At 66.9% G+C, this 20,657-nt stretch carries 13 protein-coding genes and 1 riboswitch; of the genes, 10 read left to right on the top strand and 3 right to left on the bottom strand.

Annotated features, from left to right (window positions below; all coding sequences use genetic code 11):
- Nucleotides 1-9: 9 nt before the first annotated feature.
- Both thiS and thiC read right to left on the bottom strand, forming a co-directional pair.
- The gene (thiS, locus tag BM269_RS27475) at nt 10-213 is read right to left on the bottom strand and encodes a sulfur carrier protein ThiS (protein ID WP_090445260.1); all 204 of its coding nucleotides are present in this window, start codon (nt 211-213) and stop codon (nt 10-12) included.
- A complete protein-coding gene (thiC, locus tag BM269_RS27470; protein ID WP_090445257.1) occupies nt 210-2,069 on the bottom strand; it encodes a phosphomethylpyrimidine synthase ThiC in 1,860 nt (619 codons plus the stop codon). Before thiC ends, thiS begins: the two co-directional genes overlap by 4 nt.
- Before the next feature lie 77 nt (nt 2,070-2,146).
- Nucleotides 2,147-2,259, bottom strand: a riboswitch (TPP riboswitch).
- 57 nt (nt 2,260-2,316) lie between these two features.
- On the opposite strand from thiC, the gene BM269_RS27465 reads away from it, so the two are divergent.
- The 10 genes from BM269_RS27465 (at nt 2,317) to BM269_RS27420 (ending at nt 15,391) form a co-directional block, all read left to right on the top strand.
- Nucleotides 2,317-2,937, top strand: coding sequence for a hypothetical protein (locus tag BM269_RS27465; protein WP_090445253.1), 621 nt, complete (start codon nt 2,317-2,319; stop codon nt 2,935-2,937).
- Nucleotides 2,938-3,061: 124 nt separating this feature from the next.
- Nucleotides 3,062-4,267, top strand: a complete 1,206-nt coding sequence (locus BM269_RS27460; protein WP_090445251.1) for a DUF4382 domain-containing protein — start codon at nt 3,062-3,064, stop codon at nt 4,265-4,267.
- A gap of 139 nt (nt 4,268-4,406) precedes the next feature.
- Nucleotides 4,407-6,212 carry an acyclic terpene utilization AtuA family protein gene (locus BM269_RS27455; RefSeq protein ID WP_090445248.1) on the top strand — a complete coding sequence of 602 codons (1,806 nt, stop codon included), beginning with the start codon at nt 4,407-4,409 and terminating at the stop codon, nt 6,210-6,212.
- The gene (locus BM269_RS27450) at nt 6,209-7,327 is read left to right on the top strand and encodes an acyl-CoA dehydrogenase family protein (protein WP_090445292.1); all 1,119 of its coding nucleotides are present in this window, start codon (nt 6,209-6,211) and stop codon (nt 7,325-7,327) included. The genes BM269_RS27455 and BM269_RS27450 overlap by 4 nt, the downstream gene beginning before the upstream one ends.
- An 11-nt stretch (nt 7,328-7,338) precedes the next feature.
- Nucleotides 7,339-8,211 carry an SDR family oxidoreductase gene (locus BM269_RS27445; RefSeq protein ID WP_090445245.1) on the top strand — a complete coding sequence of 291 codons (873 nt, stop codon included), beginning with the start codon at nt 7,339-7,341 and terminating at the stop codon, nt 8,209-8,211.
- Nucleotides 8,211-9,836 carry an acyl-CoA carboxylase subunit beta gene (locus BM269_RS27440; protein WP_090445243.1) on the top strand — a complete coding sequence of 542 codons (1,626 nt, stop codon included), beginning with the start codon at nt 8,211-8,213 and terminating at the stop codon, nt 9,834-9,836. Before BM269_RS27445 ends, BM269_RS27440 begins: the two co-directional genes overlap by 1 nt.
- A gap of 13 nt (nt 9,837-9,849) precedes the next feature.
- On the top strand, nt 9,850-11,007 hold the full coding sequence (locus BM269_RS27435) for an acyl-CoA dehydrogenase family protein (RefSeq protein WP_090445240.1): 1,158 nt from the start codon (nt 9,850-9,852) through the stop codon (nt 11,005-11,007).
- Nucleotides 11,004-13,013: an acetyl/propionyl/methylcrotonyl-CoA carboxylase subunit alpha gene (locus BM269_RS27430; protein WP_211482755.1), complete on the top strand. Its 2,010-nt coding sequence runs from the start codon at nt 11,004-11,006 to the stop codon at nt 13,011-13,013. Before BM269_RS27435 ends, BM269_RS27430 begins: the two co-directional genes overlap by 4 nt.
- Before the next feature lie 10 nt (nt 13,014-13,023).
- A complete protein-coding gene (locus tag BM269_RS27425) occupies nt 13,024-13,854 on the top strand; it encodes an SDR family oxidoreductase (protein ID WP_090445237.1) in 831 nt (276 codons plus the stop codon).
- Complete coding sequence (locus tag BM269_RS27420) at nt 13,847-15,391, top strand: class I adenylate-forming enzyme family protein (RefSeq protein WP_090445234.1); 1,545 nt, start codon at nt 13,847-13,849, stop codon at nt 15,389-15,391. Before BM269_RS27425 ends, BM269_RS27420 begins: the two co-directional genes overlap by 8 nt.
- On the opposite strand, the gene BM269_RS27415 is transcribed toward BM269_RS27420, so the two are convergent.
- A complete protein-coding gene (locus BM269_RS27415) occupies nt 15,392-20,647 on the bottom strand; it encodes a DNA repair ATPase (RefSeq protein WP_090445232.1) in 5,256 nt (1,751 codons plus the stop codon).
- Nucleotides 20,648-20,657: the final 10 nt, after the last annotated feature.

Here is a 20,657-nt window from a genome sequence, read left to right as displayed (position 1 = left end):
CCTCCCCTTTCAGCCCCCGCCGATGGCGCGGACGATGTCTACTTTGTCATTGTGGTTCAGCGCGACCTGCGGCCAGCGCTGGCGCGGCACGACTTGGCGGTTGACCGCCAGCGCCAGTGCCTGGCCGGCCAGGTCGAGCGAATCGATCAACCGGTCCAGCGTCTGCTGCGGCGGCACCGCGTGCGCGGCGCCGTTCAGTTCAATCTCGATCATGCCTGCTCGCGGTAGATGCTCGCGCCGCCCTTGACGAACTCGATCGATTTTTCCTGCATGCCCTTGGCCGCGAACTCGCGCACCTCCTGCGTGATCTTCATCGAGCAGAAATGCGGGCCGCACATGGAGCAGAAGTGCGCCACCTTGGCCGAATCCTTCGGCAGGGTCTCGTCGTGGAATTCGCGCGCGCGGTCCGGGTCCAGGCCCAGGTTGAACTGGTCTTCCCAGCGGAATTCAAAGCGTGCCAGCGACAGCGCGTTGTCACGGATTTGCGCACCGGGATGCCCTTTCGCCAGGTCGGCGGCGTGCGCCGCGATCTTGTAAGTGATGATGCCTTCCTTGACGTCGGCCTTGTTCGGCAGGCCCAGGTGCTCCTTCGGCGTCACGTAGCACAGCATGGCGGTACCGTACCAGCCGATTTGCGCAGCGCCGATGCCGGAGGTGATGTGGTCGTAGCCAGGGGCGATATCGGTGGTCAACGGGCCCAGGGTGTAGAACGGCGCTTCGCTGCACTGCTCCAGCTGCAGGTCCATGTTCTCTTTGATCAACTGCATCGGCACGTGGCCCGGGCCTTCGATCATCACCTGCACGTCGTGCTTCCAGGCGATCTGGGTCAGTTCACCCAGGGTTTTCAGCTCGCCCAGTTGCGCCGCATCGTTGGCATCCCACACCGAGCCAGGCCGCAGGCCGTCGCCCAGCGAGAAGCTGACGTCATAGGCCTTCATGATTTCGCAGATGTCTTCGAAATGCGTGTACAGGAAGTTTTCCTTGTGGTGCGCCAGGCACCATTTGGCCATGATCGAGCCGCCGCGCGACACGATGCCGGTCATGCGGTTGGCAGTCAGCGGCACATAACGCAGCAGCACGCCGGCGTGGATGGTGAAGTAGTCGACACCCTGCTCGGCCTGTTCGATCAAGGTGTCGCGGAAGATTTCCCAGGTCAGGTCTTCGGCCTTGCCGTTGACTTTTTCCAGCGCCTGGTAGATCGGCACGGTACCGATCGGCACCGGCGAGTTACGCACGATCCATTCGCGCGTTTCGTGGATATGCTTGCCGGTGGAGAGGTCCATCACCGTGTCGCCGCCCCAGCGAATGGCCCAGGTCATCTTCTCCACTTCCTCGCCGATGGAGGAGGTCACGGCGGAGTTGCCGATATTGGCGTTGATCTTGACCAGGAAATTGCGGCCGATGATCATCGGCTCCAGCTCCGGGTGGTTGATGTTGGCCGGGATGATCGCGCGGCCGCGGGCAACTTCCTCGCGCACGAACTCCGGCGTGATTTCTTCAGGAATGGCGGCACCGAACGATTCGCCGCGATGCTGGCGGCCCAGCAAGTCGGCCATGCGCTGGCCCTTCTCGCCCTGGGCACGCAGGCCGGCCAGGTATTCCTTGCGGCGCAGGTTTTCGCGGATCGCGACGTATTCCATTTCCGGCGTCACGATGCCCTGGCGCGCATAGTGCATCTGGGTCACGTTGCGGCCTGCTTGCGCGCGGCGCGGCTGGCGGTGCAGCTCAAAGCGCAGCGCATCGAGCTTTTCGTCGGCCAGGCGCAGGCGTCCATAGTCGGAAGTCGGGCCGCCCAGCAGTTCGGTGTCATTGCGTTCGGCGATCCAGGCCGCGCGCGGCGTGCCGAGACCCTTGCGGATGTCGATCGTTTCGTCCGGGTCGCTGTACGGGCCGGAACAGTCGTACACGGTGACCGGCGCGTTGTCGCCGGACAGGCTGATTTCGCGCATCGGCACGCGCAGGTCGGCACGGCTGCCGGTGACGTAGATCTTGCGGGAATTCGGCAGCGGGGTGACTGCTGCGGAGTCGACCTCGGCCTGGGCGGCGAGGAAGGTTGGATTGGCGTTCATTTTGGCTCCTTTGTTGGCGCAGGAGCCAGCAAAGGAGGTTAGGTTGCGCCTGCGCTTGCGCCTTGCGTGGCGCAGCCGTGCGTATCCTGAAGCTTCCCTTCGCTGGCATTATCCAGATCAGGTTCGGAGGGTATTTCTCACCCGCGCACTCAAAAATGGAAATGAGCGCACAGGACCCCTAGCGTGTGCCACCTTTCGGCAGCGAGCGGATTATATCTATAATCGATGCGCAATGAAAGGAGACCGGATGCGATATGTAGTATTCCTGGCGGCGATGGCCGCGCAGGCAGCAAGTGCAGCCGCACCAGGCGCCAACGCGCGCGCGCCGACGCTGGCCGAGCAACGCTCGTTCGAACAATTCATGCAGCGCACCGCGCCGGGCACGCCCGTGCCGCCGCTGCGCCTTGAACTTTCGCGCGACGGCAAGAAATGGATTGCCAGCGCTAGCACCGACGCGGCGCCGGTGCGCCTGGTGCTGCCGCTGTGCCGCGTCTCGCGCACCCGCTACACGCAACAAGCCGACGACAGCTGGCGCGGTGAAACCAGCCAGCATGTCTGGATCCACCACACCACCAACTGCGGCATGCCGCCGGCCACGATGGCCGAATTGCGCGCGCCGCTGGCCGAAATCGACATGCTGCGCCTGATCCAGGCCCAGGGCGAATTGCTGCAGCGCGCGCGCCTGCTCATGGCCGGCAACACCAATTGCGCGCCGACCCGTTCGCGCAGCTTCCAGTTGCGTGCACTGGGCCGCAGCAAGGACGGCATGTTTCTGCTGGGATACGAAAGTGATATCGGCAGCAAGGCTGACATCACAGTGCGGCAAGCGCGTGCAGAACTTGTTGCGTGGAACGTCAACTGCCCCTGAGTTAAATCGACTTTCGTCATGCAAGTTGTAACAGTCTGTTACTGCGTGTGTCATCGCACATAGCGTTTTTGCCGTCGCTTCCGATAATGGAAGAGCGCTAATCACTACGACAAGGGGCAAAATCATGAACTCGAAAGTCTCCCTGCTTCCGCTCACGCTGACCTCCCTCCTGCTCGCGGCCTGCGGCGGCGGTGGGGGTGGCGGCAGCACTCCGCCGCCCCAGACCATGGGCACCCTGGCGGCCTCGATAACCGACGCACCGGCCTGCGGCTTTGACGCCGTGAATGTCACGGTCAATAAAGTGCGCGTCAACACCAGTGCCACCGCCAGCGACACCGATAGCGGCTGGACCGACATCACCCTGTCGCCGGGTAAAAAGATCAACCTGCTGAACCTGACCAACGGCACCCTCGACGCACTGGGCCAGACCTCGCTGGCGGCAGGCCGCTACAACCAGGTGCGCCTGGTGCTGGACCCGAACACCGGCAATGCGACTGCCAACTCCGTGGTCCTGAGCGGCACCACCGCCGAGATTTCGCTCGACACCCCGAGCGCGGTACAAAGCGGCATCAAGATGAACGCCGACTTCACGGTGGAAGCTGGCCAGCGCTACGACCTGGTGATGGACTTCGACGCCTGCAAATCCATTGTCACCAAGGGCAACGGCAAGTACGCGTTGAAACCGGTAGTGAAAGTGATTCCGACTGCCCTGAACGGCATCAACGGTTTTGTCAGCGTGCCGTTGCTGTCCGATGGCGTCACCGTCAGCGCCCAGCAAAATGGTGCCGTGGTGGCGGCGACGGTGCCAAGCGCCACCGGCGAATTCGTGCTGTCGCGCCTGCCTCTCGGCAACTACGACGTGGTCATCACCTCCAATACCCATGCCGCCTACGTGATCGGCGGCGTACCGGTGACATCCACCAGCGCCATGGTCCCGATCAGCTCTACTGGCGCGCCATTCACCCTGGCCACCCCCAGCCTGATGGGCTCGATCAGCGGCACTGCCACCCTGGCCCCGGCCAGCACCACCGAATCGGCCCTGGTCTCGGCCAAGCAAGCCATTACCGGCGGCCCGACCGTGACGCTGCGCTACACCAATGCCGACCTGAGCACCGGCGCGTACAGCATCACCAGGCTGCCGCTGGCGCCACCGCAATACGCCGCGTATAGCGCGACCCTGCCGCTGGCCTTCTCCAGCGCCGGCACCATCCCGGCCACCGGCATGTACAAGGTCGATGCTTCGGCGACCGGCTACACCACGCTGTCCAACGCAGCGGTCGACATCAATATCGCCAACGCCGTCAACGTCAACTTCAACTTGGTGCCTTAAGCACCTGGCGTCGGCTAAGCTGACGCGAGAGCCCCGGCCCCGCCTCCTGGCGGCAGCCGGGGCTTTTTTTCTTGCATGCCCGCGCTTTTCCGGAGTATCCTAAATTATTCAATCGAATGATTTAATAAAAGGAGGCACGGTGCGCGCAGGCAGGAACCATGTCCGGATCGGCGGAGCATCAGGCTTCTGGGGCGACAGCGCCCTCGGCCCACGCCAGTTGCTCGATGGCGGCGAGCTCGATTACCTCGTTTTCGATTACCTGGCCGAACTGACCATGTCGCTGTTGGCGGCCGCGCGCCGCAAGCAGCCGGAACTCGGTTACGCCACCGACTTCATCGACGTCATGCGCGACGAGCTGGGCGATGCGCTGGCGCGCGGCGTGCGCATCGTGGCCAACGCCGGCGGCATCAATCCGCAAGGCTGCGCCGCAGCACTGCGCGCGCTGGCGGCGGAACAGGGCCTTGCGCCGCGCATCGCCGTGGTCGAAGGCGACGACGTTTCCGCCCTGCTGCCCGCCCTGCGCGAGGAAGGCATCGAGCTGCCGGCCACCGTCCTGAGCGCCAACGCCTACCTCGGCGCGCTGCCGATCAAGGCCGCGCTGGATGCCGGCGCCGACGTGGTGATCACCGGCCGCTGCGTCGACAGCGCGGTGACGCTGGGCGCCCTGATGCACGAATTCGGCTGGTCCGCCGACGACTACGACCTGCTGGCGGCCGGCAGCCTGGCCGGCCACCTGATCGAATGCGGCTGCCAGGGCAGCGGCGGCCTGTTCACCGACTGGGAAGAGGTGCCGGATTGGGCCAACAGCGGCTATCCGGTGGTGGAATGCCGCGCCGACGGCAGCTTCGTGCTGGGCAAGCCGGAAGGCACGGGCGGGCTGGTGTCGCCGGCCGTGGCAGCGGAGCAATTGCTGTACGAGATTGGCGATCCGGCGCGCTATCTGCTGCCCGATGTCGTGTGCGATTTCACCCATGTCACGCTGATGAAGGACGGCCCGCAACGCGTGCTGGTGCAAGGTGCACGCGGCAACGCGCCCACCAGTACCTACAAGGTCAGTGCCACCTATGCCGATGGCTTCCGCAGCGCCGCGCAACTGACGGTGGTCGGCCACGACGCCGGGCGCAAGGCGCGCCGCAGTGCGGACGCGATCCTGGCACGCACGCGAGCCATGTTTGCGCGCGCCGGCCTGGCCGACTACTCGGCGACAAATATGGACGTTCTCGGCGCCGCAGAAGGCTTCGGGCAAGCAGTCATGTGGTTGGCGGTAGCGCACCCGCAGCGTGCCGCGCTGGACATATTCGCACGCGAGATCGCCCCCGCCGGCACTTCCTGGGCGCCCGGCACCACCGGCTTCGGCGGGCGGCCGTCAGTCTCGCCCGCCATCAAACAGTTCTCCTTCCTGCTCGACAAAACCCGCCTCCAGCCCCTCGTCCACCTACCCGACGGCACCACGGCCCAGCCCATGTCCCACCTTGGGGTCACACCCGAAATGAGACACGAGCTCTTCTGTGCCACACCGCTACGCTCGAGACCGTGTCCCGATTCGGGACTCGGCGTCCCCGTGATGACCCCAAGGTGGGACACGGGCCCAGCCGGGGCGGGGTGGCGCCTGGTGCCGCTGATCGAGCTGGCTTGGGCACGCAGCGGCGACAAGGGGGATACCTCGAATATCGGCGTCATCGCGCGCCATCCAGATGACCTGCCTTTGCTGCGGGAGCAGTTGACGCCCGAGGCGGTGGCGGTGCATTTGGCGGACAAGGTGCACGGTGCGGTGACGCGCTATGAATTGCCCGGCATTCAAGCCTTTAACTTCGTGTGCGAGCAGGCGCTGGGCGGTGGCGGCATGGCTTCGCTACGCCACGACCCGCTTGGCAAAGGCATGGCGCAATGGCTGCTGGCGATGCCGGTGGCCGTTCCGCCCAATTTCACCAGCCGGAGAACATGATGGAAGAGGCACTGCGCGCCACCGTGCGCCGCTTCGTCGAGCAGGAGTTGCGGCCCCACGTCAACGACTGGGAGGAGGCCGGCACCTTTCCGCGCGCCTTGTACCGGCAGGCCGGCGAGCTTGGGCTGCTGGCCTTTGGCTTTCCGGAAGCGGAGGGCGGCATTCCCGCCAGCTACCGCCAGTTGCAGGCCTTGAACGAGGAACTGTGCCGCGCCGGTTGCGGCGGCTTGCTGGCCTCCCTGTTCAGCCATCGCATCGGCGCGCCGCCGATCGTGCATGGCGGGTCCGCGCAACTGCGGGCGCGTGTCCTGCCTGGCATCCTGTCCGGCGAGCACATCAGCGCGCTGGCCGTGTCGGAACCGGGTGGCGGCTCGGACGTGGCCAACCTGGCGACATCCGCCGTGCGCGATGGCGACCATTACATCGTCAACGGCAGCAAGACCTTCATTACGTCAGGCATGCGCGCCGACTGGCTCACGGTAGCCGTGCGCACCGGTGGTGCCGGCGCGTCGGGCATCAGCGCGCTGCTGGTGTCCGGCGACACGCCAGGGCTGACGCGCAGCCCGCTGAAAAAGATGGGCTGGTGGTGCTCCGATACCGCTGAACTGCATTTCGACCAGTGCCGCGTACCGGCGGCCAACCTGCTGGGCGCGGAGAACACCGGCTTTGCGCTCTTGATGCGCAACTTCAACGACGAGCGCTTGATGCTGGCCATGCATGCGTGCTACCTGGCGCAAGCCTGCCTCGACGAAGCGGTGGAATGGGCGCGGCAGCGCAAGACCTTCGGCAGGGCGCTGGTACAGCACCAGGCTGTGCGCCACAAACTGGTCGACATGGCGACACGTATCGAAGCCACGCGCGCCTTCATCGACAGCGTGGTGGCGCGCATGGATACCGGGGCGCAGGACGTGGCGCAGGTATGCATGTTGAAGAACTTCGCCGCGCAAACCATGCAGGCATGCTCGGGGGAGGCGGTGCAGATCCTGGGCGGCATGGGCTTCATGCGCGGCACGGTGGCCGAGCGGGTGTACCGCGACGCCAAGGTGTATATGATCGGCGGCGGCGCCGAAGAAATTCTCAACGACTTGGCCGCGCGCCAGCTCGGCTGGGGCTGAAAGGAAGCTGAATGTACCAATCGATCTTCAAACCCGGCCTGTTCGAGGGCCGTAGCATCGTCGTCACGGGCGGCGGCAGCGGCATCGGGCGCTGCACGGCGCACGAGCTGGCGGCGCTTGGTGCGCAGGTGCTGCTGGTCGGGCGCGATGCGGCGAAACTCGACGCCGTGCGGGCTGAAATCGGCCGCACCGGCGGCTCAGCCCACGGCTACAGCTGCAATATACGCAGCGAGGAAGCGGTGCGCGAGGTGGTGGCGCAGATGGTGGCCGAGCACGGCCCGCTGCACGGCCTGGTCAACAATGCCGGCGGCCAGTTCCCGGCGCCGCTGCGCGAAATTTCCCAGAAAGGCTGGGAGGCGGTGGTACAGACCAACCTGACCGGCGGCTTCCTGTTGGCGCGCGAGTGCCTGAACCAGAGCATGGCGGAACACGGCGGCGCCATCGTCAATATCGTGGCCGACATGTACGGCAGCATGCCGAATATGGGCCATTCGGGCGCGGCGCGGGCCGGCATGGTGAGCCTGACCGAAACGGCGGCTTTCGAATGGGCGCAGTATGGGGTGCGGGTGAACGCCGTGGCACCGGGCTATATCGCCTCGTCCGGCATGGACCAGTATCCGCCGGAAATGCGCGACACCATCCGCGCTTTCCCGCGCACCGTTCCGCTGCACCGCTTCGGCACCGAATCGGAGGTGGCGGCGGCGATTGCCTTCCTGCTGTCCGACGCGGCGGCCTTCATCACCGGCACCACCTTGCGCGTCGACGGCGGCCGCCCGAACGTGCGGCCCGGCATGCCGATGCCCAAGCCGCGCGAGGCCGGTGCCACGGCGGCCTTCAACGGCTTCCACCTGGCGGCCACGCCGCGCGTACTGGAGGGCGAGTAATGCCCGCGCTGGAAAGCCGCGTGCTGCCGCAAGGCGAGGCCTTCCAGGCCAACAGCGTGGCGCTGGCCGGGCAACTGGCGCGCCTGCGCGAACTGGAAGCGCGCACCCGCGACAAATCGGCCGCCTCGGCACCGCTGTTCGCCAAGCGCGGCCAGTTGCTGCCACGCGAGCGCCTGGGCGCCTTGCTCGATGCCGGTGCGCCGTTCCTTGAGATGGCGACGCTGGCCGGTTATTGCCTGGACCATGCCGATCCCTCCCGCTCGGTGCCCGGGGGCGGACTGGTGGGCGGCATCGGTTTTGTGAGCGGGGTGCGCTGCATGGTGGTGGCGGACGATTCGGGCATCGACGCCGGCGCCGTGCAGCCAATGGGGATCGAGAAGTTCCAGCGCCTGCAGCAGGTGGCACTGGCGCAGAAGCTGCCCTTCATCCACCTGGTGGAATGCGCGGGCGCCAACCTGCTGGACTACAAGGTCGAGACCTTCATTCATGGCGGCAGCGGCTTTTACTGGCTGGCGCGCCTGTCGGCGGCCGGCCTGCCGGTGATCAGCGTGGTGCATGGCTCGAGCACGGCGGGCGGCGCCTATATGCCGGGCTTGTCGGACTACGTGGTGATGGTGCGCGAACGCGCCAAGGCTTTCCTGGCCGGGCCGCCGCTGCTGAAGGCGGCGACCGGCGAAATCGCCAGCGAGGAGGAGCTGGGCGGCGCGGAGATGCACGCCGCCGTCTCCGGCCTGGCGGAATACCTGGCCGAAGACGACGCGGACGCGCTGCGCATCACGCGCGAGCTGGTGGCCGGCCTGGGCTGGAACAACGCGCTGCCCGCCGCGCCGCAAGCTGCCGGGTATGCGATGCCGCGCTACGATGCCGGCGAGCTGCTCGGCATCGCCCCTTGCGACCAGCGCAAGCCGCTCGATATGCGCGAAGTCATCGCGCGCATCGTGGACGACTCGGCCTTCCTCGAATTCAAGGCCGGCTACGGTGCGGCCACCGTAACCGGCCACGCGGCGATCTGCGGCATGGCAGTCGGCATCATCACCAATAACGGCCCGCTCGATCCGGCCGGCGCCACCAAGGCGGCGCATTTCATCCAGGTTTGCTGCCAGTCCGGCACGCCGCTGATCTTCCTGCAGAACACCACCGGCTTCATGGTCGGCAAGGCCTACGAACAGGCCGGCATGATCAAGCACGGTTCGAAGATGATCCAGGCGCTGGCCAACGCCAACGTGCCGCGCATTACCGTGCATTGCGGCGCTTCATTCGGCGCGGGCAACTACGGCATGTCCGGACGTGGATTCATGCCGGACTTCTGCTTCAGCTGGCCCAATGCGCGTACCGCCGTGATGGGCGCGGAGCAGGCTGCAACAACGATGGCCATCGTGATGGAGGGCAGCATGCGGCGCAAGGGCCAGGAGGTCGACCGCGAGGCGATTGCCGCCATGCGCGCCAAAGTGATCGACACCTTCGAGCGCCAGACCGACGCTTTCACCACATCCGGACGCCTGCTGGACGACGGCGTCATCGACCCGCGCGACACGCGCAAGGTGCTGGCCTGCGTGCTGGCAGTGTGCGAGGAAGCGCGCCGGCGCGAACTGCGACCGGTGCAATTCGGCGTCGCGCGACCATAACACTGGAGACCCCATGGAATACAGCCACGAACACCTGGAACTGCAGCGCAACCTGAAACGCTTCATCGAGACCGATATCAACCCCTTTGTCGACGAATGGGAGGCGGCGGAGATATTCCCGGCCAAGGAGGTATTCCGCAAGCTGGGCGCACTGGGCATGCTGGGCGTGTCCAAGCCGGCCGCATTCGGCGGGCTTGGGCTCGACTATTCGTACTCGATGGCGATGGCCGAAGCGCTGGGCCATATCCGCTGCGGCGGCGTGCCGATGGCGATCGGGGTGCAGACCGACATGGCGACGCCGGCGCTGGCGCGCTTCGGCTCGGACGCGCTGCGGCGCGAATTCCTGGTGCCGGCCATCAGCGGCGAGGCGGTGGCCTGCGTCGGCGTGTCGGAGCCGGGCGCCGGGTCGGACGTGGCGGCCATCCGCACCACGGCGCGCAAGGACGGCGGCGACTACATCATCAACGGCAGCAAGATGTGGATCACCAACAGCCTGCAGGCTGACTGGATGTGCCTGCTGGCGATCACCGGCGACGGCCCGGCGCACCGCAACAAGTCCCTGATCATCGTGCCGATGGATGCGCCGGGCATCAGCGTCGGCCAGAAGATCCGCAAGATCGGCATGAACTCCTCCGACACGGGCCTGATCCACTTCGACGAGGTGCGGGTGCCGCAGCGCTACCTGGTGGGCGAGGAGGACAAGGGCTTTACCTACCAGATGCTGCAATTCCAGGAAGAGCGCCTGTGGTGCGCCGCCAATATCGTGCAACAGATGCAGAACTGCATCGACGCCACCATCGAATACACGCGCGAACGCAAGATCTTCGGCGCCAGCGTGCTGGATAACCAGTGGGTGCACTTCAAGCTGGCCGAAATGCAGACCGAGCTCGAATCGCTGCGCGCCCTGACCTACCGCGCCTGCGGCATGTACATCGGGGGTACCGACGTCACCGAGCTGGCCTCGATGGCCAAGTTGAAGGCGGGCCGCCTGGCGCGCCAGATCACCGACGGCTGCATGCAGTTCTGGGGCGGCATGGGCTTCACGCTGGAGAACCCGGTATCGCAGTTCTACCGCGACGGGCGCCTGACGTCGATCGGCGGCGGCGCCGACGAGGTCATGCTGGGCATCATCTGCAAATACATGGACATCCTGCCGGGCCGCAAAGCGTGAAAGCCTTCGACACCATCCTGGTCGCCAACCGCGGCGAAATCGCGCTGCGCGTGATGCGCACGACGCGGCGCCTGGGCTACCGCTGCGTGGCGGTGTACTCCGATGCCGATGCCGGCGCCCCGCACTGCGCCGCCGGGACGGCAGATGGCCCGCACGCGGCAATGCGCATCGGCGGGCCCGCGCCGTCCGACTCCTACCTGAACATCCCCGCGCTGATCGCCGCGGCGCAAGCCAGCGGAGCCGGCGCCGTGCATCCCGGCTACGGCTTCCTGGCCGAGAGCGCGCAGTTCGCGCAGGCCTGCGCCGATGCCGGGCTGGCCTTCATCGGCCCACCGCCCGCGGCCATCGAAGCGATGGGCAACAAGGCCGGCGCCAAGCGCCTGATGCTGGAGGCTGGCGTGCCCTGCGTGCCGGGCTACCAGGGTGCGGACCAGTCGGATGAACGCATGGTGGCCGAAGCGGGGCGCATCGGCTTCCCGGTGATGATCAAGGCTGCCGCCGGTGGCGGGGGCCGCGGCATGCGGCGGGTGGATGACGCTGGCGCGTTCGGCGCAGCGCTGGCCTCGGCGCGCTCCGAAGCGCAACACGCCTTCGGCAGCGCCGAGGTGATCCTGGAACGCGCGATACTCGCGCCGCGCCACATCGAAATCCAGGTATTCGCCGACAGCCACGGCAACGTGGTGCACATGGGCGAGCGCGATTGCTCGGTGCAGCGGCGGCACCAGAAGCTGATCGAAGAAGCGCCGTCGCCCGCCGTGCCCCCCGCGCTGCGCGAGCGCATGGGCGCCGTGGCCGTGGCGGCGGCGCGCGCCATCGGCTACGTGGGCGCGGGTACACTGGAATTCCTGCTCGACCGCGACGGCGCATTCTATTTCATGGAAATGAATACCCGGCTCCAGGTCGAACACGCCGTGACCGAGGCGATCACCGGCATCGACCTGGTTGAGTGGCAGTTGCTGGTAGCGGCCGGTGCACCGCTGCCGCTGCAGCAAGCCGAACTCGATGCGCGCCGCGCGGCAGGCGGACATGCCATCGAAGTGCGACTGTGCGCCGAGGATCCGGCGCAGGATTTTTTGCCGCAAAGCGGGAAAGTACTGCGCTGGACCGCGCCGGACGGGGTGCGCTGCGATCATGCGCTGGGCGACGGCGTGGCGGTGCCGCCCTGGTACGATTCGATGCTGGCCAAGCTGGTGGCCCACGGCCGCGACCGCGCCGACGCTTTGCGGCGCATGCGGCGCGCGCTGGACGAATGCATCCTGCTCGGCCTCCCCAGCAACCGCGCCTTCCTCGCGCAATGCCTGGCACACCCTGCCTTCGTTGAAGGCCAGGCAAGCACCGGCTTTATAGCGCAACACCTGCCGCCCGAGCGGCGCACCATCGCCGCCACGCCGGCCCGCACCGTGCTGGCGGCCAGCGCCATGCTGGCCTGGCATCGCTCCCGGCGCCAGGAGCGCCGCTACCCCGGCGAGCTGCAAGGCTGGTGTTCCAGCCATCCGTATTCCCTCCCCTTGCGCTTCACGCTGGACGGCGCCGCCTGCCAGGTCCGGGCCAGCGCGGACGGTTCCGGCGCCTGGCGCATCGCCAGCGGGAGCGGCGCCACGCCGGCGCGCGTGGACGTGGCAGAAGCCGGCACTGGAACGCTGCAACTATCGCTCGATGGCCGGCACGCCAAGCTGCATTTCGTGGCCGATGGAGCTCGCACGCACTTCCTGCTGGACGGCGTCGAGCACACGCTGGACGACCTGGGCGACACGCCGCCGCGCAAAATGGGCATGGGCATGGGCGCGGCCGGCGGCCGCATCGAAGCCCCCATGAGCGGCCGCGTGGTTTCGCTGCATGTCGCGCAGGGCGACAAGGTAAGCGCCGGCCAACCGCTGCTGGCGTTGGAAGCGATGAAGATGGAACACAATTTGCTGGCTACCCGCGACGGCACGGTTGCCGCGCTGGGAGCTGCGCTTGGCATGCAAGTGGCAACGGGCCAGCTGCTGCTGGAGATTACAACCTGACGGAGAGTTCATGGATACGCTGCAAGGCAAGACCCTGTTCATTACCGGCGCGAGCCGGGGCATCGGCAAGGCGATCGCCCTGCGCGCGGCGCGCGATGGAGCGAATGTCATCATCGCGGCAAAGACGACAGAGCCCGATCCGCGCCTGCCGGGAACCATCTATTCCGCCGCGGAGGAAATCCGCGCCGCCGGCGGCAATGCATTGCCGCTGGCAGTCGATATCCGCGAAGAGGAGCAGGTCGTAGCCGCCATCGAAAAGGGTGTTGCCGAATTCGGCGGCATTGACATACTGGTCAACAACGCCAGCGCCATCAGCCTGAGCAACGCCCAGAGCACCTCGATGAAGCGCTTCGACCTGATGATGGACATCAACGTGCGCGGCACCTTCCTGTGCGCCAAGCATTGCATCGAACACCTCCAGCAGTCCAGCAACCCGCACATCCTGACGCTCTCACCACCGATCGACATGAACCCGAAATGGTTCGCGCGCCATGCCGCCTATACCACCTCGAAGTACGCGATGAGCATGATCGTGCATGGCCTGGCCGCCCAATTTTCCGAGGACGGAATCGGCGTCAACGCGCTGTGGCCACGCACAATTATCGCCACGGCGGCCCTCAACGTCGCCCTGCCCGGCGGCGCCCAATATGGCCGCAAGCCGGAAATCATGGCCGATGCGGCGCACCGGATCCTGACGCGGGACAGCCGCTCGACCAACGGCAACTTCTTCATCGACGAGGAAGTCCTGCGCGCCAGCGGTGTCACAGACTTCTCCGATTACCTGGTGACTCCGGGCGTAGAGCCGATGATCGACCTGTTCGTGGAGGCTGGTAATGGATGAGCGCATGCAGGACACCCTTGGCAACCTGGTCTCGCGCAGCGCGCGCCGCAACGGGAGCGCCGCAGCGCTGCTGGAAAACGGCCGCAGCATGAGCTACGCGGAGCTGGAAAAAGACAGCAACCGCTTCGCGCAGTACCTGCTGTCGAACGGCCTGCAGCCGGGCGACAAGGTAGCCATGCTAAGCCCCAACTCGATGGAGTTCATGGTCGCCTGCTTCGGCATCCTGAAAGCGGGCATGGTGTGGGTTCCGATCAATGCCATGCTGTCGCCGACCGAAGTGGCCTATATCGTGCAGCACGCCGAGGCGCGCCTGCTGGTGGCCGATGCGCAGCTGGCGGCGCATCCCGCATGGAATGCGGCCCTGCCTTCGCTCGGCTTGCCGCTATTGCGCTGCGCCGGCGGCACCGACAGTGGCGACGGCACGCTGGCGCACGCAATCGCCACGCAGACGGCTACGCCGCCCGCGCTGGAAATCGACGAGAACGCCCTGGCACTGATCATGTACACCAGCGGCACCACCGGCAACCCGAAGGGCGCGATGCACTCGCACCGCTCGGTGATGGCGGCCGTGATGTCGAATGCGGTGACCGTATCGATCGTGCCGCAGGATGTGCTGTCCGCCATCCTGCCGCTGTTTCACTGCGCCCAGTTCAGCATGGCCGCGGCGGGGCTGGCCTGCGGCGCCGCCATCTCGATCGCGCGCGCCTTCGAGCCGGCGGCCGCGTTGGCCACGCTGGCGCGCGACCGCGTCACGCTGGTGGCCGCCCTGCCTGCGATGTACGGCGCAATGCTGGTGCACCCGTCCCGGGCGGAACACGACCTGTCCACGCTGCGCCTCGCCATTTATGCCATGGCCCCGATGGCGCCCGGGCTGCTGCGCCGCCTGATGCTCGAATTCTGCCCGCGCTTCGCCTTGGGCAGTGGCCAGACCGAGATGTTCCCGATGACGGTCTACTTCCCGCCCGAGCAACAGCACCGCAGCGGCAACTGCTGGGGGCAAGCCACGCCCGTCAACGACACCGCCGTCATGGATGCCGACGGCCGCCTGCTCGGACCAGGAGCAGTCGGCGAAATCGTGCATCGTGGGCCGAACGCCATGCTGGGCTACTTCAAGGATCCCGCGGCGACAGCCGCGGCACGCCGTTTCGGCTGGCACCATACCGGCGACCTTGGCATGTGGGACGAGGACGGCTACCTGCACTTCAAGGGCCGCCTGAAAGACATGATCAAGACCGGCGGCGAAAACGTGCCCGCCATCCGTGTGGAAGAGGCCCTGCTTGGCCACCCTGCCGTAGCGGTGGCCGCCGTGGTCGGCCTGCCGCACCAGGAATGGATCGAGGCCGTGACTGCCTTCGTCTGCCTCAAGCCGGGCCAGGCGGCCGACGCCGGCGCGCTACAGGAGCATTGCCGCAGCACGCTGGCCGGCTTCGAAATCCCCAAGCACATCGCGATCGTCGAGGCCCTGCCGATGACCTCCACCGGCAAGATCCAGAAGCACGTGCTGCGCGCCAAGCATCAAGCGCTGTACGCCGGATAATCAGTCGGCTGGCGGCTCACCAAGCGGCTCACCGATCGGCTCACCAAGCGGCCCGCGCGGCTGCTTGGGCGGCGGCGGGCCCTTCTTGCCCCGATGGCGCAGGCGGTGTTCCATGTCCTTCACGATGGAACTGGTAGCGCGCACCTCGTCCCAGATACCGTGGTCAAGCCGCATCTTGTAGTTCATCGCGCTCATCATGGGCAGCAGGACCTTTTCATAACTGTCGGCCAGGCGCTGCAGCAGTTCGTGCAGGCGCTCCTGTTCCGGCACATGCACCTGCACCTGCGGCGTCATGCGGCCACCCAGGGCGGCGATGCCGGCGCCGATCTCGGCCAGGTGATCGGCGACCCGCGTTGCGCCGTCCGCTGGCCCGCCATTCTTGCGCAGGCGGACGAATTCCTCCACCAGCGCATTCCAGCGCGCCTGCTCCGCGTCCGTCGGCTGGCCCAGCAAATGCGCCAGGCGCAGCAGGTTCTCTTCGGCGCCGGTGGTCAGGGTTTGCGCCTCGCCGCGGTAGTGGTCGCGCAGCAGCGCGTCCAGTTCGGTGTCGTGCATCAGGGCCGACACCTTGGGCGCCAGCTTGGCCATATTGCGATAGCTGCCCTGCAGCTTGAACGGCGGCTCGGTGCGGTAGTCATCGTCCTGCGCGGCCGAGGCGATGTAGGCCAGGTTGACCTTCATCAACGCGTTGCGCACCTTGAACAGGCGCTGCAGGACAGCGCAGATCTGGTCGATCTCCTGCGAGGTATAGGCATGCTTCAACTCCGACGCCGCCACCGGTTCGCCCTGCGACATGCGCACCAGCAGGTACAGGTCATGCGGGTCGCGCGAGGCCAGCGGCTGCAGTTCCGGATGCGCCACCAGCGCGTTCTCGATATACGACAGGGCAAACAATTCTTCGCGCCCGCTCAGCACATCGCCCAGGTTATAGATGTCAGCGCGGTTGGCCAGCATGTCCGGAATCTTGAACACGTCGCCGGACTCGGTGTAGGGGTTGCCCGCCATGACCACGGCGAAACGCTTGCCGCGCAGGTCGTAGCTGCGGCTCTCGCCGCGCCACACGCCCTCGATGCGGCGCGTGCCGTCGGCCAGGGCGATGAACTTCTGCAGGAACTCGGGGTTGGTGTGCTGGATGTCGTCCAGGTACAGCATCACGTTGTTGCCCATCGCCAGGCCGAGGTTGAGCTTTTCCAGCTCCATGCGGGCGGCGCTGCTGCCGGCCATGGCCGGATCGAGCGACGTGATGTCGTGGCCCAGCACCGGGCAGTTGATGCGCACGAAGATCATGCCCAGGCGTTCGCCCAGGTACTCCATCAGCGTGGTCTTGCCGTAGCCAGGCGGTGAGATCAGCAGCAGCATGCCCATCGAGTCGGTGCGGCGCTGGTCGCCGGCCGCGCCGATCTGCTTGGCCAGGTTGTCGCCGACCAGGGGCAGGTAAGCCTCGTCGATCAGGCGGTTGCGGAAGAAGCTGGACAGCGGCTTGGCCTGGAACTGGTCCAGGCGCAGGCGGGCGTTCTCCTCTTGCGCCAGTTGCTGGCGCAACTGCTGCAGCGCGCGGAAGGCCGGCACCACCACGGCTTCGTGATGTTCGAGGCGGCGCAGGAAATCATTCAGCTGCAGCTTGAGCGTCCGGTTGTCGATGCGCGCATGCTCGCCAAGCAGTCCGCTGACCTGCGCTTCGATGCTGGCCTGCTGGACGCGCCGCGGCAGGGTGCACAGCAGGCTGGCGGCCGCCTCGGGCAGCAGCGACAACGCATGGCCGTTCTGGCTCGCGTAACCGTGCAGCCATTCGGTGGCCAGCATCCAGCGTTCGCGCCACGACAAGGCGGGGGCTTGCCAGGGGGCGGCGATAGTGTGGCGTGCCAGATGCTGCGCCAGGCCGTTGGCCAGTTCGCTGCCGCTCCGGCTAAGCAGCCAGGCCTGGTCCGCACCGGCGGGCGCACCCAGTTCGGACAGCAGGTAGCGCGCGGCCTGCTGCAGCAGCAAGGCCCGGGTTTCGCTGCCGTGATCGAGCCAGGCGTCGATCTCAAGCTGTTCGTCAGCGAGGAAGCGCTCCAGCGCCTGTTCGGCTTGCGCCGCCAGCTTGCCCCATAAGCGCTCGCTGTTGAAGTGGCGGCGCATCAATTCGGCCTGTTCCGCCTGGTGGCGCAAGGACTGCGCCGCAGGCGAGGCATGCACATGCGTCCAGTACAGCAGCGCGACGGCGCGCGCCAGCGGGCTGAAACGCAGCAGCCCGGCGTTCTCCCACAACGGCACCAACTGCCGCAGGATGGCGGCGGCGTCGTGGTCGTGCAGGCCCTTCTGGTAGCCTTCGTGGTAGCGTGGCGCGGCAAAGCGGCGCACCTGTTCCTCCAGCAGCACGCTGTCCGGCTGCGCCAGCGCTGCCTGCAACTGCTGCCAATCGATGCCGGCGCTGCCGGCGCGCACGGCCAGCACAAACTGGTACGCCAGGTATTCGGCGCGGTAAACCTGGCCCGTCTCGGCCAGGGTCTCCTGCGACCACCATGGGCGCAGGGCGTCCAGGCGCTCGTCCTGCAGGGGCGCGTAGTAATCGGTGCCGGCCAGGTGGAAGGCCAGCGCGCCCTGGTGGGGCACGATGGCCAGTTCCAGCGATTGCCGGTTGACGGTGAACGCGTGGCGGCCCAGTTTGATGACGTTGCCGGTCACCAGTTCGTTCTGGTCGCGCAGTGCGCGCTGGCCCTGCTCGCGCAGGCTTTTCAATTGGCCGCCCAAGTCGTCGGCCGCGACCGCGTTGCCCAGCTTGCGCAATTCTTCGATGCTGGCCTTCAGCTTGCCCAGCAAGGCATCGGAGGCGAAGTAGGCCTCCATCTGGGCCGGTTCGCTGAACTGGGCCAGGCGCTTGGGCACGCCCGCCAGGATGCGGCGGGCGGCGTCGCCGATGGCCTGCACGCGGCGCGCACGCGCATCGAGCAGCGACTGCTTGCGCCCTTCCATGGCTTCGTACACCGCTTCGCGCTTATGCGCAATCTCGGCCAGGTAATCTTCCTGTTCGGCGAACTGCCCCTCCAGCGCTTCCAGCTGGGCCAACAGGCGCGTGAGCAATTCGTCGCAGCGCTCCGGCGTGTCGGCCTGCTCCAGGCTACTCTCCACCGACTGGCTGAACAACTGGAACTGGGCGGCGAACTCGGACGCCGACTCCGCCTGCGTCAGCTGCTTGCGGCGCTGGCGCGCTTCGGCGCGCAACTGGTTGACGCCGGCGTACAGGCCGGAGATGGCCGTCAGGATGTGCGTGCGCAAGGTGGCGTCGCCCACCGCCAGGGTGCCCAGCAGCTCGTTCAAGCCATCCAGGTTGCGGGCCGTGCGGTCCAGGGCCTCGTTCAGCGGCGCCAGTTCGGCCGTGGTGGCCAGTTGCGGCAATTGCTCGCGCTGTTGCGCCAATGCCGCTTCCAGCTTGGCGAAAGCGTTGGCCTGGGACAGGAATTGCACGGTGCGCTCGCCGACGCGGGCTTCTTCGGCGCCCAGTTCGCCATCCAGTTGCGCCAGGCGCGCCACGTCCATGTAGCGCTGTTCCTTCAGCGTCGCCAGGCGGCCGCGCGCCAGGCGGATCTGCTCCAGGGCTTCGATGAATTCGGTCGGCGATTGCCACAGCCGGCTGGCGGTCTCCGCCAGCAGTTGGCGCTGTTCCTGCGCCGCCTGCTGCAGCACGCGCGCGGCCTCGCGCTGGATCGCCGCCACCTTGTCGAATTCGTCCATGGTGGCGCCGGCCACCTCGGACAAGCCGCCCAGGTCGGCGCCGACGCCCTTGGCCTCCGGCGCCCCCAGCCAGTGGAAAGCATCCGCCACGCGGCGGCATTGGCGCAGCAAGCTCTCATAGACGGCGCGGCCGGGCAGCGCGCTTGCGTCGGCGCCGGCCTCGCCCTGCTCGCGCACCATGCGCCCGATCGAGTACAGTTCCGACAGCCCGCGTACCAGCTCACGGTTGCCGATCTTGCCGAAGAAGCCCTGGCGCGGGGCGGCGCGGGCGGCATATTCTTCGCTCAGGAACGGCGTCTGCCACCACTGCATCGGGTGGTTGCGGGTCGGCTCCTCGCTTTCCGCGGTAAACAGCAGCATGCTGCCATCGTCGTAGCGCGCATAGCCATGCGCGACCAACGGCTGCGACAGGGTCTTGTTGATCAGGTTGTAGGTCAGCAGGACATAGGTGCCGCTGACCACCTCGTAGAACACGTACAGGACGTCTTCGCCGTTCGGCGCCAGCACGCGGCGCTCGAATTGCAGGCCGTCCGGCAGCCCGGCGAACAGGCGCGACTCGCCGCCCTGCAGGATCACCCCGCCGGGGAACACGATGCCGTGGTCCTCCGGCAGCTGCACGCACGAGGCGCCGATGCTGTCGACCCGCTGCACCTGCTGGCTCAGGCGCGAATACACCAGGTAGCGCAGCTGCGTCTCGCGGTAGGGCCGCACGCGCAGCAGGATCAGGTCGCCGAGCGCGGCATACGCGATCTCGGCGTCGCTGAGCGACTGGTTGGGATCGTCGACCGGCTCGCTGTGGATGCCCAGCCCGGTTTCCGTGTTGTCTTCGATCTTGACCGTCAAGTCGCCGCCGACCGTTTCCACGAACAAGGTGTCGAGCACGTTCACATGGGGGTGCTGGCCCAGCACGTGCTGGTCGCGCGTGGTGACGGTCCACTCGAAATCATGCGGCGGCGGCAAGGCGCTATCGCGTTCGCCGCGGTTGTCGATATAGGACGCCGCACCCTGCTCGTCCAGCTGCCAGCGGAACACGCGCAGGTCGCTCTGGCGTTCGCCGATCTTGAAGGCGGCCAGCAGCTTGCCCTGGATCACGCGCAACTGCACCAGCTGCGCGTTGCGGTAGTAGCTATACAGCTCCTTGAATTCGGTCACGAAGCGCGGGTCGGCCAGGAAGCTGCCCTCCAGCGCCAGCGCGTCGAGCTCCACCTCGGCGCCGTCCTGGCGCAGGCGGTACAGCGCGAAGACGTCCGCGACCCGGGTTTCCTGGCGCAGGCCGATGAAGACGTTATAGCCGAACAGCAGCACGTCGCCGACCAGCACCAGGTCGCGCGCGGTGCAGTTGTTGTCGGTGCGGGCGCGGGTGCGGGCGCGCAGGGCCATCTCTTCGCGGCCGAACTCGGCCAGCCGGGCCTGGTTCAGCGCGCTGGCTTTCTCCAGCAGGGACTTGCCCTGGTCGGCCAGCCGCTTGCGCAGCAAATCGAAGCTGCTCGAATGGCGCAGGGACGCCTGCGCCCCCGCCGGTGCTGCTTGTTCTTGGCTCATGGTCTCTTGC

Source organism: Duganella sp. CF458, from assembly GCF_900113115.1.
In the GTDB taxonomy this organism is placed as follows: domain Bacteria; phylum Pseudomonadota; class Gammaproteobacteria; order Burkholderiales; family Burkholderiaceae_D; genus Rugamonas.
The sequence above is the reverse complement of the archived record's forward strand: the minus strand, read 5'-3'. Positions and strand labels throughout refer to the sequence as shown.